At 61.0% G+C, this 12,900-nt stretch carries 10 protein-coding genes; 6 read left to right on the plus strand and 4 right to left on the minus strand.

The window, feature by feature from the left end; all coding sequences use genetic code 11:
- The first annotated feature begins 118 nt into the window (after positions 1-118).
- From J2W40_RS06095 to J2W40_RS06110, 4 genes are all read left to right on the plus strand, one after another.
- Complete coding sequence (locus tag J2W40_RS06095) at positions 119-994, plus strand: hydrogen peroxide-inducible genes activator (protein ID WP_310222704.1); 876 nt, start codon at positions 119-121, stop codon at positions 992-994.
- A gap of 285 nt (positions 995-1,279) precedes the next feature.
- Positions 1,280-3,001 (plus strand): ABC transporter transmembrane domain-containing protein, encoded by a 1,722-nt coding sequence (locus J2W40_RS06100; protein ID WP_310222706.1) that lies wholly within the window; start codon positions 1,280-1,282, stop codon positions 2,999-3,001.
- On the plus strand, positions 2,985-4,049 hold the full coding sequence (locus tag J2W40_RS06105) for an efflux RND transporter periplasmic adaptor subunit (RefSeq protein ID WP_310222708.1): 1,065 nt from the start codon (positions 2,985-2,987) through the stop codon (positions 4,047-4,049). The genes J2W40_RS06100 and J2W40_RS06105 overlap by 17 nt, the downstream gene beginning before the upstream one ends.
- Positions 4,039-5,481, plus strand: coding sequence for a TolC family protein (locus J2W40_RS06110; RefSeq protein ID WP_310222710.1), 1,443 nt, complete (start codon positions 4,039-4,041; stop codon positions 5,479-5,481). Before J2W40_RS06105 ends, J2W40_RS06110 begins: the two co-directional genes overlap by 11 nt.
- Before the next feature lie 4 nt (positions 5,482-5,485).
- Here the strand turns inward: J2W40_RS06110 and J2W40_RS06115 are convergent, their stop codons facing one another.
- From J2W40_RS06115 to groES, 4 genes are all read right to left on the minus strand, one after another.
- A complete protein-coding gene (locus J2W40_RS06115; RefSeq protein WP_310222712.1) occupies positions 5,486-7,039 on the minus strand; it encodes a DUF389 domain-containing protein in 1,554 nt (517 codons plus the stop codon).
- Between the two features lie 16 nt (positions 7,040-7,055).
- Positions 7,056-8,858, minus strand: a complete 1,803-nt coding sequence (locus tag J2W40_RS06120) for an SLC13 family permease (protein WP_310223039.1) — start codon at positions 8,856-8,858, stop codon at positions 7,056-7,058.
- Positions 8,859-9,062: 204 nt separating this feature from the next.
- Positions 9,063-10,712: a chaperonin GroEL gene (gene groL / locus J2W40_RS06125; RefSeq protein WP_037476035.1), complete on the minus strand. Its 1,650-nt coding sequence runs from the start codon at positions 10,710-10,712 to the stop codon at positions 9,063-9,065.
- An 80-nt stretch (positions 10,713-10,792) separates the two neighbouring features.
- On the minus strand, positions 10,793-11,080 hold the full coding sequence (gene groES / locus J2W40_RS06130) for a co-chaperone GroES (protein ID WP_007704439.1): 288 nt from the start codon (positions 11,078-11,080) through the stop codon (positions 10,793-10,795).
- 384 nt (positions 11,081-11,464) lie between these two features.
- On the opposite strand from groES, the gene J2W40_RS06135 reads away from it, so the two are divergent.
- A complete protein-coding gene (locus J2W40_RS06135) occupies positions 11,465-11,899 on the plus strand; it encodes a universal stress protein (protein WP_310222721.1) in 435 nt (144 codons plus the stop codon).
- A 90-nt stretch (positions 11,900-11,989) separates the two neighbouring features.
- Positions 11,990-12,859 (plus strand): glutathione-dependent disulfide-bond oxidoreductase, encoded by an 870-nt coding sequence (gene yghU / locus J2W40_RS06140; RefSeq protein ID WP_310222724.1) that lies wholly within the window; start codon positions 11,990-11,992, stop codon positions 12,857-12,859.
- Positions 12,860-12,900: the final 41 nt, after the last annotated feature.

Raw genomic sequence — 12,900 nt, forward strand, 5'->3', positions numbered from 1 at the left:
CGGTCGGCTAATTGAAAAGGAGTGTGGATTATATCCATGACGGCGTTAATTTCAGCGTCTGTATCTCAGCCTCCAGAAAGTCAGCCTGATTCCGGTACCGGCCATCACCCTTCGCCAGTTGCACTATTTCAGTGAGTTGGCAGCCGCCGGCAATTTTCGACGGGCGGCGGAACGGGCGGGCGTATCGCAGCCCTCTCTATCGGCGCAGATTCAGTTGCTCGAAGCGCAATTGGGGCAGTCGCTGGTGGAGCGCGGAGCCGGTGCCACGATGCTGACACCCATGGGGCGGGAGATACTCCGCCACGCCCATGCCATATTGGCCGACGTGAGCGCGCTGAGCGATCTTGCCCGATCCGACGGAGATGCCATGATCGGCACCATCAGGCTCGGCGCCTCTCCCACGCTTGGCCCCTATCTTTTGCCGCAGGTGGTCGCGCGCCTGCATCGCGATCATCCCGAACTGCGCCTGCACATAAGAGAGGGGTTACCGCACGATCTGCTGCGTGATCTTGCTTCGGGCCTGCACGATGTGGTGCTCACCCAATTGCCCGTAATTGGCGATCAATATTTCGTCATGTCGTTGTTTCGCGAGCCCTTGCTGCTGGTCATGGCGCAGGATGATCCGCTTGCCGGACAGCGATGCGTACAGCCTGAGATGCTTGCCGGGCGGGGACTGCTGACATTGTCGCCGCATTATCGGCTAAGCGACCAGATACAGGCGCTGGGCAAGGCGGTCGGTGCGCCGGTGCTGCGCGACTATGAGGGAACCAGTCTGGACGCTGTCCGGCAAATGGCCGGTATGGGCATGGGTATAGCGTTGCTGCCTGCCCTCTATGTACGCTCAGAGATACGCGATCATGATGATGTCACGATCCGCCCAATGGCATCACAGATCATTGAGCGGGAAGTTGGCCTGGTGTGGCGACGCAGTGCCGGGCGGGCCGCTGTTTATCAGAGACTGGCGGATATGGTGATAAGTGTTGCTGGATCATAAACCGATATTTCAATAGGATATTCCTATCGTTATTTTCGTCATTAGCGATTTGATCCAATGAGCGGTGGCCGCTATTGCGCGTTTAAGCATCTGGCATGATGATTTGGTGACGCCAAATAATGGTGCCAGAGCAGGATAACATAAAATCGGATCGTCCCTAGGAGCGGAGCAAAGCCATCCATGGTGGATTACCAGGGATAGCTTGCTGCGCCGTGCTTGCGAGACGCGCCATTAGATGTCATCCGGCTTTTTGGGTAATAATGTTACGCGGTGGGACATTCGAATATGGCGGCTCCGGTCGATGTGCGATTGCGCGACTTCTTTGCCTGGGCGGGGCCGATCATAGGGCCTGACAAGGCGTTCATCCGGCTTACGCTTGTTTATGGCATCGGGATCGGCCTTCTGTCGCTGGCTACCCCGATCTCCGTGCAGATGCTGATCAACTCGGTTGCGAACACGGCGCTGCCCGCCCCGCTTTTTACGCTGGCGGCAATCCTGATGGGGTTGTTGCTGATATCGGCGCTGCTGGGCGCCTTTCGCATGCATTTGATGGAAATGTTCCGCCGCCGGTTTTTCGCCCGGCTGGTCGCGGACATCACTCTGCGCGCTGTTTATGCGCAAAACCCTTTCTTTCAGGACGAACGACGCGGCGACCTGTTCAACCGTTTTTTCGAGTTGATGACCGTCCAGAAAGCGATCCCTTCCCTGCTGATCGGAGGATTTTCCATCATCCTCCAGGCCAGTGTGGGCTTTGTTGTGACCGCTTTCTATCACCCCTTCTTTCTGGCGTTCAACGTCGGCTTCATCTTCGTCGTCTGGCTGATCTGGCGCTTATGGTATCGGGGCGCGATGCGGACGGCGGTGGCACTGAGCTATCGCAAATATGAAGCCGCGCACTGGCTGGAAAGCGTCGGCGGTTCGAACGGCTATTATAAATCGAGCCGCCATCTCCATTTCGCCATGGACCGATCGGAGGAGGCAACGGCCGCTTATGTAGAGGCGCACAGGTCGCATTTCCGTTATGCTTTTCCACAGAGCATCTCGCTGCTGATCCTCTATGCCGTCGCCAGCGCCGGTCTGCTGGCGCTTGGTGGCTGGCTGGTCATTCAGGGACAATTGTCGATCGGCCAGTTGGTCGCGGCCGAACTTATCCTGTCGAGCATCTTCTATGGTGCCGCTCAGCTAGGCCCCTATCTCGACAGCTTTTATGATCTGGTCGCCGGGGCGGAAGAACTTTCCCTGCTTCTCTCCATCCCGCAGGAGCAAGTGCCTGAGCTCAAGCCAGGCGCGTCCAGACCCGCCCATGGTGCCCTTGTGCTACATTCTGTCCGCGCGCCGATCGGTCGGGACGAAGCCGAGATCGACATCGTCATTCCTGGTGGCAGCCGCCTGATGGGTGCCGCCGAACCGGATATGGACCGCGTGCTTGCTACGCTTCTGAAACGGCATATCAGGCCGACAAGTGGCATCATCACCCTGGGCGGCACGGATATCACCTCGCTCGATATGTATCAGCTTCGCAGCGACGTCATCGTTCTCAATCGATCCACCATCGTGGAAAGTTCGATACGCGATTATCTGTCCCTGTCACGCGCCGAGGATGATTCCGCGACTATCATGGATGTCTTGCAGGTGGTCGGACTCGACGCGCGGGTAGCCGCTCTTCCCGATGGCATGGACACGCGCCTGTCCTCTACCGGCTGGCCGTTGGCTCTGGTCGAAATCATGCAGTTAAAACTGGCGAGCGCCCTGCTCGCCCAGCCGCGCATCCTGGTCCTGTCTGCGCTGTACGACATGGTCCCGGTTGAACATCTTCAGGCCGCCTTCGACATGTTGAAGGGCAAACCCGTGACCATCCTCTATTTTTCCAGTCGTCCGCATGACATCACTTTGGACGGCTGGCTGTGGCTGGGGCGCAAGGAGCAACGCTTGGTCGCCGACAAGGAAAGTCTGGATGCCCTGCGCGCCCGCGCTGGCAAGGAGGCTGGCGATGCCTTTTCGCGCTAATCACCTCTCGCATTTCAAAACCCTGGCGAGCATTCGCACGCCGCGCGTCACGCGCGTACTTGCCTGGATGCTGATGGCGACGATTGTCGGCTGCATCCTGTTCATGATGTTCGTGCCCTGGGTGCAGACAGCACCGGGCACGGGTGCGGTCATTGCGCTCGATCCGCGCGACCGGGTGCAGAATATCACCGCGCTGGTCCCCGGCCGGATCGAACAATGGTATGTCACCGATGGCAGCCTGGTGAAGCGCGGCGATCCGATCGCGCGGATCAGCGACAATGATCCCAATCTGCTCGACCGCCTACGCGCCGAAAGGGCGCAAGCCGATGTCGAAATCGTTGCGGCGCAGCAAGCGATGCGCGTTGCGCAGCTTGACGTGTCACGCATGGAAACATTGTATCGCGAAGGTCTGGCACCACGCCGTGACTATGAACTGGCGCAGATCAAGGTCAGCGATTATGCCGCGAAGGTCGCACAGGCCAAGGCCGAGCGCACCCGCGTCGATGTCAGCCTCAATCGCCAATCGGTCCAGATGATCCGCGCGCCCCGCGATGGTCGTGTGCTGCGGATTCAGGGCGGCGACAATGCGACCATGGTCAGCCCCGGCGACATTGTAGCAACCTTTGCCCCAGAAGAATCGCAGCGCGTAGTCGAGTTGTATGTCGATGGCCGCGACGTTCCGCTGATCCATCCAGGTCGGCGCGTCAGGCTGGAATTTGAAGGTTGGCCCGCCATCCAGTTCAGTGGCTGGCCCTCCGTCGCGCAGGGCATGTTCGACGGCAAGGTACGCGCCATCGACGTATCGGCATCGGCCAATGGCCTGTTCCGCATATTGGTCGAACCAGCTGCGGATCGCCCGCCATGGCCGCAGGAACCCTATGTCCGGCTGGGTGCCAAGGTACGCGGTTGGGTATTGATGGATACGGTCAGCGTCGGCTTTGAACTGTGGCGGCAACTCAACGACTTCCCGTTGCAATTCCAGCGACCCGGCAATGTCCCCGACGCATCGGCGACAAATCCGACCGATAGCAATGCCGATGCCAAGTAAGCGCCTGCTCATCCTTGTCGCGCTCATGGCGACGGTCGGCCCTGCGCTCGCGCAGGACATCGCCCCCTTGCCGACGCGCGCACCTGTCGCGCCCCTATCCGGCCCGTTGCAATTGGCCGATGTGCTGGCCTCTTCCCGGCAGCATGCTCCCCAGGTGCTCGAAGCGCTTGCGCGGGTGCGCGGGGCGGAGGGCAAGCGCCTGTCGGCCGAAGGCGCATTCGACACGGTTTTTTCTGCGGCAGCCGACACGCGGCTAACCGGCTATTATGACAATCGCTATGCGGAAACGAAGCTCACGCGCCCGCTCGAACAATGGGGCGGCAATGTCTATGGCGGCTATCGCGTGTCCGATGGGCGCTTCCCCATTTATGAGGACAAAAATTATACCAACCAGTTTGGCGAGATAAAGGCGGGTGTCGTGCTGGCGCTGCTGCGGGACCGCGCCATTGACGATCGTCGTTTTAACCGCACTCAGGCCGAAGCTGACATTGCGCTGGCCGATGCCGATCGTCTGTTCATTGCCATTGGCGTGCAGCGCCGGGCGCTGGATGCCTATAACCAATGGGTGGTTGCAGGAGAGCGGCTGGAGATTGTCCGCAACCTGCTGAACTTGGCGCAGGACCGGCAAAAGGGCTTGGAACGACAGGTCACGCTGGGACTGCGCCCGCGCATCATTCTGACGGAAAATCAGCAGAATATCCTGCGTCGCCAGACATTGGTGGTGGAGGCGGAACAGGCGCTTGCGAGCGCCGCAAACACACTCTCCTTATATTGGCGTGACGCCGATGGGCGGCCGGTCATCCCTTCGCCCGCGCAATTGCCATCGGACCTGCCCACCCCCCTCCCCCTGCCGATTGATCCCAAATCCGCGCTGTCGATGCGACCGGATCTGCGTACCATCGACGTGCGGATGCAGGTGGCGCGCGACCGGCTGGCGCTGGACCAGAATGCGCTGTTGCCGCGGCTTGACCTCAACGCCGAAGCGTCACGCGACATCGGGCCGATCGGCGAAGGCGGCCGGTCGCGCGAGGGCACCGAGACGCGCATCGGGCTGACCTTTACTCTGCCCCTTCAGCGCCGCGCAGCGCAGGGCCGCATAATGCAGACCCAGGCGGAGATCGAGGCGGCGATGCTGCGTGGCCAAGGCCTGCGGGAACAGATTATCGCGGAAATCGACACGATCGGCGTCGCGGTCGATGCAACGCAGCGGCTACTGACGCTGGCGGGCGACGAGCAGGCGAGGGCGCAGGACATGGCGCAGGCCGAACGCCGCCGGTTCGAAATGGGCGCGAGCGATTTTTTTCTGGTCAATATTCGCGAGGAAGCGGCGGCCGATGCGGCGTTGCGGAAGCTGGATGCCGCCTATCGCCAGTTGATCGCCCATGCCGACCTGGCCGCGGCCAGCGCCGACACCGACGCCTTGGGGCTGTGAACGGTTAGCGGCCCATCGTCGCTGCTATCTGCAACCGGAAATTCTGACCTGACGCCGGTGCGGCGATGGCGGTGATGCCTTGTTCCTTGAGCAGCGCGGCGATCGCTAGCGCCCGGCGCTGGGGCAAGGACGGCCGTTCGAGAGCCTCGGTGGGCAAGCCGGGCACGGACAGTTGCGGACTGTTCCAGCGTTTCGCCGCCCAGGCGGACAGCAGCACCGCCTGCTGCGCTTGCGCGTCCAGAGCATCCACATTGTCGGCAAAGGCGATGACCGGCAGTGGCGTAAGCGGGGGGATGATCGCCACTTCCCAATCCTCCACGGACTGAGCAGCGCGTTGTTCCAACGCGCCATAGGTTGTGAGGTCAGCGCCCGGCAAGACGGCGGCGGTTGCCGTCACCCGCTGATGATCGCGGTCGATCGTCACAGCATCTGGCGCGACCCCGGCCGCCAGCGCGACCAGCCCTGCAACCCGGTTCGCTCGGCCGCGATCATTGGCTAGCGCCTCATTAGCCTGCTGCAATTCCGCCCGCTGCGCCTCGACCGATCCTGCGCCCGGATCGAGAAGGACCTGATCCACGCGCAGCGCCACGGGACGGCCCAGCCGGTCACTAAGGTCGGTTTGAAGCAAGGCGTTGCTCTCCGCGCGGGATCGCGGTGCGATGACGACGGTGCGTACCGTCAGCGGTGTCCGGTCGAAATTCACATCAAGCTGGGTAATCCGCGACTCTGCGCCATAGCGATCGGACAGGAAGGAACGGATTTGGTTGACGGCGACCGCCTCGCCCGCGATCCGGCTCAAGGATATTGCCAACGGCACCGCCATCACGACGAAGACCAGCGTAAGCAGCACGGTCTGAGTCCAGCTTTGCTGGCTCGACAGATAATGGCCGAAACCATAATAGCGCGCCATCACCATCGCCGACAAAGCGATGGTCACGAAGTTGGTGACGAACAGGGCGAGCGCGCCGCCCAGAATCGGCATATTCCAGGTTGCAAGGCCAAAGCCGACGACGGCCAGCGGCGGCATCAAGGCCGTAGCGATGGCGACGCCCACGATCGTTTCGCCGCGCCCGCGAATGATGGCGAAGGTGCCAGCCAGCGCGGCGAAGAGAGCAACCAGCAGATCGAACAGATTGGGCCGGGTGCGCGCCAATATCTCGGCCGTGGGTGCTTTTAGCGGCGACACCAGGACGATGAAGGCGGTGAATAGCAGCGCGGCGGCTGCCCCGATCGCCAGCGCCGAGAGCGAGCGGCGCAGTTCGGCAAAGTCGAATAGCGCAAGACTGAAGCCCAAGCCCAGAATCGGGTTCATCAGCGGCGATATCAACATCGCGCCGATCACGACGGCAGGTGATGACAACAGCAGCCCCAGCACCGCAATGCCCGCCGACATCATCGTCATGAACAAATAGCGTGGCGTACAGCCGCTTTCCTCCACGATGCGGGCGACGACCTTTTCCTGATCGACAGATCCGACCACGGATTTCCGCCACCAGCGATAAAAGGGAATATGATCCCAGCGGGCAGGATAGGGATGATCAGTGGAAGGCGGGGTCATGCTATGGGTAGTCCCTTCACATCATCCAATAGATGGCAAAACACGTCACCAGGCCGACGATGATGTTCATGGGCAGGCCGATCTTCACAAAATCGCTGAACCGATAATCCGCTGCCGCATAGACCATCGTGTTGGTCTGATATCCGATCGGCGTGGCAAAACTGGCTGATGCGGCGAACATGACGGCCACGATCAACGGCCGTGGATCAACGCCATTCTGCCCCGCTATGCCGATGGCGATCGGCGTCATGATGACGGCGACCGCATTGTTGGTGACGGTTTCAGTCAGCACCGATGTCGCGGCATAGATGGCGATGATCAACGCTAGCGGCGGGAGCGCCGCCATCCATGGCGACAGAGTGGAGACGATCAATGCCACACTGCCGGATTTTTCGAGGGCCAGGCCGATGGCAAGCATGGCGAAGATCAACACGATGACATTGCCATCTATCGCCGACCAAGCTTCTTCCGCGTCCATGCAGCGGGTCGCTAGCACGATCGCAACGCCGATCAGCGCCAGTGCGAACACCGGCATGATGTTAAAGGCCGCGCCGAGAATGACCATCGCCAGCGTCAGCGCGGCGATCGGCGCGCGGCGACGGCGATAGGGCCTGACGCTGCTGGTATCCTCCGCGAAGAAATTCATATTCTCCCGCAATGCGGTGGCCGCCTGATCGTCGGCGGCGACCAACAAGCTGTCGCCTGCGCGCAGTCGCACATTGGGGAGGTCCGGCCCGGCGACATGGCGGGGACGACTAAGCCCCAATATGCGGACGCCAAGGTTGGACAGAAAGGGAATTTCCCGCAATTTTCGGCCGATGGCGGGATGGGTGGGAGCAAGTGTGATGCCGATCAGCCCGACCGTGCTGTCGCGTTCGTCCGCCGCCAGCCGGATCGGCCTGCCGACATTCTGAAGACCGACGACGAAGTCATGCGACCGGGCCAACGCATCCAATTCATGCGCGCTCGTTGCGACAATGACCCGGTCAGATGGCAGGACGTTATCATCATTGCTGATGTTGCGCAGTATCTGCGACCCGCGGGCAATGCCCAACACGCGCACCGAACCACGACGCAACGCCTTAATGTCGCCCAGCCGGGCACCATCCTCTTTAACCTTGGGGCAGAGTTCGGTGATATAGAGCCGATCGCTATCGACATCGAGTTCGTTATCCGGCCGGTTGGGCAGAAGCAAAGGCCCCAGAATGAGCAGGGTCACGCCTCCGGTGAGCAACGCCACCAGCCCGACCGAGGTAATTTCGAATATGCCGAAAGCCGCCTGCCCATTTTCCTGCGCCACTCCGTCGACCAGCAGGTTCGTGGACGTGCCGACCAGGGTCAAAGTGCCGCTGAGAATGGCAAGGTAGGAGAGCGGGATGAGCAGGCGCGTCGCCGCGATTCCGACCGTGCGCGCCAGTCGCTTTACCAGCGGGATCAGCACCATCACCACCGGCGTATTGTTGACGAAGGCGGGCGCCAGCATGGCGGTGCCGAGCAATTCCGCCACCGTGCGCTTTGGCCGTTCCTTGGCCCGCATGATCATCAGGCTGGCTAGAGCTTCTATCGCGCCGGTGCGGATGAGGGCACCGGAGAGAATGAAGAAGGCCGCGATCGTGATGGGCGCGGGATTGGCGAAGACCGTCAGCAGGTCAGCCGGGCTCAACATGCCGGTCACCAGCATGAGGATGGCCCCGATGACGGCGATCACGACGGGCGGAAACCGCTCCATCGCAAAAGCCAGGAACAGCAGCACGACCAGAATGAGGCCTGCCACCGGCCCCGCTTCAGGCCAGCGGGCAAAGAGCGTTCCTCCTTCCATCAGCACAGGATACCGCGCATCAAAGCCTTACCATCCGGTCGTTCATAATGCCCCTGTCGATCTGGCCCAAATGCCTGCGTCGGCAGCATAACGAGTTCAAGGCATTAAGGAACCAGCGCCGGATGAATTTGGTGCAGGTGGCCGACAGAAAAAGGCCGGTGGATCGCTCCACCGGCCTCATTTTCTTGGCGATGATAGCCGGACTTAGAAGTCCATGCCACCCATGCCGCCCATGCCGCCGCCGGGCATGCCGCCCATTGGCGACTTGTCGTCGGCAGGCATTTCCGAGATCGCCGCTTCGGTGGTGATCAGCAGGCCAGCAACCGAAGCCGCGTCCTGCAGAGCCGCACGAACGACCTTTGTGGGATCGATCACGCCAGCGTCGACGAGGTTTTCGTAAACGTCGGTCGAAGCGTTGAAGCCACGGGTTTCGTCATTTTCGCGCAGCAGGTTGCCGGCAACCACGGCACCATCAACGCCCGCATTTTGGGCGATCTGGCGCAGCGGCGCTTCGATCGCCTTGCGGATGATGTCGATACCACGGGTCTGGTCGTCGTTCGCGCCCTTCATGCCGGCCAAAGCCTTGGTCGCATAGAGGAGAGCGGTGCCGCCGCCAGGAACGATGCCTTCTTCAACGGCCGCACGGGTGGCGTGCAGCGCGTCGTCGACGCGGTCCTTGCGTTCCTTGACTTCGACTTCCGAAGCGCCGCCAACCTTGATGACGGCCACGCCGCCAGCCAGCTTGGCCAGACGTTCCTGGAGCTTTTCCTTGTCATAGTCCGAGGTGGTGTTCTCGATCTGCTGACGGATCTGCTCGGTACGGCCCTTGATCGAGTCATGGTCGCCAGCGCCATCGACGATGACGGTGTTGTCCTTGTCGATGGTGACGCGCTTGGCAGTGCCGAGCATCGCCAGCGTGACGTTCTCCAGCTTGATGCCCAGATCTTCCGAGATCACTTCGCCCTTGGTCAGGACAGCGATATCTTCCAGCATCGCCTTGCGACGATCGCCAAAGCCAGGGGCCTTGACCGCAGCAACCTTGAGGCCGCCGCGCAGCTTGTTGACGACCAGGGTCGCCAGCGCTTCGCCTTCGATGTCTTCAGCGATGATCAGCAGGGGACGACCCGACTGAACGACCGCTTCGAGGATCGGCAGGATCGACTGCAGGTTGCTGAGCTTCTTTTCGTGGATCAGAATGTACGGATCAGCCAGCTCTACAGCCATCTTTTCCGGGTTCGTCACGAAGTAGGGCGACAGGTAGCCGCGGTCGAACTGCATGCCTTCGACGACGTCCAGCTCGAATTCGAGACCCTTGGCTTCTTCAACCGTGATCACGCCTTCCTTGCCGACGCGCTCCATGGCTTCGGCGATCTTTTCGCCAACCACGGTGTCGCCATTGGCCGAGATGATGCCGACCTGGGCAATTTCCTTGGTCCCGGCGACGGGCTTGGAACGGGCCTTGAGGTCTTCGACAACCTTGATGACCGCGAGGTCGATGCCGCGCTTGAGGTCCATCGGGTTCATGCCGGCGGCAACCGACTTCATGCCTTCACGGACGATCGCCTGCGCCAGGACGGTCGCAGTGGTCGTGCCGTCGCCAGCAATGTCGTTGGTCTTCGATGCGACTTCGCGCACCATCTGCGCGCCCATATTTTCGAACTTGTCCTTGAGTTCGATTTCCTTGGCGACGCTGACGCCGTCCTTGGTGATACGGGGGGCGCCGAAGCTCTTGTCGATCACGACGTTACGGCCCTTGGGGCCCAACGTCACCTTGACCGCGTCGGCCAGGATGTCGACACCGCGCAGAATGCGCTCACGAGCGTCGCGGGAAAACTTTACGTCTTTCGCTGCCATGGTCTTAATACCTTCTATCGAGAAATTGCAAAATGGCGAAGTTCACACCGTTGCTGGGTTTGAAAATCGCGAACCGACAATCAGGCTACGACGCCCAGAATGTCCGATTCCTTCATGATCAGCAGGTCTTCGCCGTCGACCTTGACCTCGGTGCCCGACCATTTGCCGAACAGCACGCGGTCGCCAGCCTTGACGTCGAGCGGGGTGACCTTGCCATCTTCAGCCTTGGAACCGGTGCCGACGGAGACGATCTCGCCTTCCTGCGGCTTTTCCTTGGCGGTGTCGGGGATGATGATCCCACCGGCGGTCTTCGCTTCCGCTTCGATGCGGCGGACGAGAACACGGTCGTGCAATGGACGAAATGCCATGTTGATTGCCTTTCCCTTCTATTTGGGATGGGTTCGGCGCGCGATCCGGGGATGATTTCCCCGCAAAACCGCAATCGCCTTGTCCGTCTCCCCTTGAACTGCGTCGCTGTTAGCACTCGTTGAAGGAGAGTGCTAGCGCCGTGAATATGGAATGGTGCTTTTTTCCGTCAAGACGCTTTTGCAGAAAAATTTGATGAGGGCGGGCAACCTTGCACCGGCTTCTTGGTTATGGCCGTCAGCGACCTGAGCGCCACGCGCATGCGGTGAACGGACTGACTATTGCCATGGTCGGCTGTTTCATGTCGCGACCGTAATTTTTCATGAACGCTGCATCCCCTGCCTCGCCCGGTTGTTGGTCGAGAAGAACCATAAAGAGGATGCACCATGGCCTACTCCACGATTATTGTTGCCGTCGACATCAATGATGTGTTGCACGCGCGCGCCGCGATTGACGCCGCTGCGGCAGTTTGTGGACCGGAAACGACGGTCCATATGCTCTATGTCCGCTATCATATGCCCACGCGCTATTCCGAGCTTTTAGGGCGCGATCTCGACATCAAGGAAGAGGCCGAGGCACTGGCGCTGATGCGGCAATGGGCGACCGAGGGTGGCCTTGCCGAGGGGCAGGTCCATTTCGATACGCGGCGCGGCCGGGTGCGCGACGAAGTGATCAGCGCGGCCGAGCGAGTCGGCGCGACGCTGATCGTGATCGGGTCGCATGAGCCTTCCTTCTCCTCGAAACTGCTGGGGTCCAATGCTTCGGCGATCGTGCATCAAAGTCCGGTCAGCGTTCTCGTGGTGCGGGCATCGGCGGAATAATCCCAAAAAGCCTGACGGCTGTCGGTTGCAGGAGGTGGGATCGCCACTTACTTTTGGCCCATCCATTTACGATCCTGGAGCCAGCCCCGTATGACCGACAGCTATACCCCGCCCCGCGTCTGGACCTGGGACAAGGACAATGGCGGGGCGTTCGCTAATATCAACCGGCCGATCGCTGGCGCGACCCACGACAAGGCGCTGCCGGTCGGCCAGCATAAGCTCCAGCTCTATTCGCTCGCCACGCCCAATGGGCAGAAGGTGACGATAATGCTGGAAGAGTTGCTGGAGGCGGGTTTCACGGATGCCGACTATGACGCCTGGCTGATCAAGATCGGCGATGGCGACCAGTTTTCGAGCGGCTTCGTGGCGGTCAATCCGAACAGCAAGATCCCCGCGCTGATGGACCATAGCGTGTCGCCGCCGCAGCGCGTGTTCGAGTCGGGCGCGATCCTGCTGTATCTCGCCGAGAAATTCGGTGCCTTCCTGCCGACCGACCCGGCCAAGCGCACTGCTGCACTCAGTTGGTTGTTCTGGCAGATGGGGGCCGGGCCGCTGCTGGGTGGCGGCTTTGGCCATTTCTACGCCTATGCGCCGGAAAAATACGAATATCCGATCAACCGCTACACGATGGAGGTGAAGCGACAGTTGGACGTGCTGGACCGGCATCTGGCGGATAACGCCTATATGGCGGGCGATGCGTATAGCATCGCCGATATCGCCATCTGGCCCTGGTATGGCGGGCTGGTGTTGGGCCGCGCCTATGAGGCGGCGGAGTTTCTGGACGTTGCGAGCTATACGCATGTGATGCGCTGGGCGGAGCAGATTGATGCGCGCCCGGCGGTGAAGCGCGGGCGGATGGTCAACAAGGCGAATGGCCCGTTGGAAGAGCAATTGCACGAGCGGCACGACGCGAGCGACTTTGCGACCCGGACGCAGGACAAGCTGCAAAGCGAAGATTGAGACTCGTCACACGCCGCGACCGAAGATGTTGCGCGCGCGCA

The organism is Sphingobium xenophagum (assembly GCF_031457465.1).
Lineage (GTDB): Bacteria > Pseudomonadota > Alphaproteobacteria > Sphingomonadales > Sphingomonadaceae > Sphingobium > Sphingobium xenophagum_A.

What these genes read in the sequence shown, in the direction of transcription:
- J2W40_RS06100 (WP_310222706.1), top strand. Translation starts at nt 1,280, where the DNA reads ATGGCGGCTCCGGTCGATGTGCGATTGCGCGACTTCTTTGCCTGGGCG.
- J2W40_RS06105 (WP_310222708.1), top strand. Translation starts at nt 2,985, where the DNA reads ATGCCTTTTCGCGCTAATCACCTCTCGCATTTCAAAACCCTGGCGAGC.
- J2W40_RS06110 (WP_310222710.1), top strand. Translation starts at nt 4,039, where the DNA reads ATGCCAAGTAAGCGCCTGCTCATCCTTGTCGCGCTCATGGCGACGGTC.
- J2W40_RS06115 (WP_310222712.1), bottom strand. Translation starts at nt 7,039, where the DNA reads ATGACCCCGCCTTCCACTGATCATCCCTATCCTGCCCGCTGGGATCAT.
- J2W40_RS06120 (WP_310223039.1), bottom strand. Translation starts at nt 8,858, where the DNA reads ATGGAAGGAGGAACGCTCTTTGCCCGCTGGCCTGAAGCGGGGCCGGTG.
- groL (WP_037476035.1), bottom strand. Translation starts at nt 10,712, where the DNA reads ATGGCAGCGAAAGACGTAAAGTTTTCCCGCGACGCTCGTGAGCGCATT.
- groES (WP_007704439.1), bottom strand. Translation starts at nt 11,080, where the DNA reads ATGGCATTTCGTCCATTGCACGACCGTGTTCTCGTCCGCCGCATCGAA.
- J2W40_RS06135 (WP_310222721.1), top strand. Translation starts at nt 11,465, where the DNA reads ATGGCCTACTCCACGATTATTGTTGCCGTCGACATCAATGATGTGTTG.
- yghU (WP_310222724.1), top strand. Translation starts at nt 11,990, where the DNA reads ATGACCGACAGCTATACCCCGCCCCGCGTCTGGACCTGGGACAAGGAC.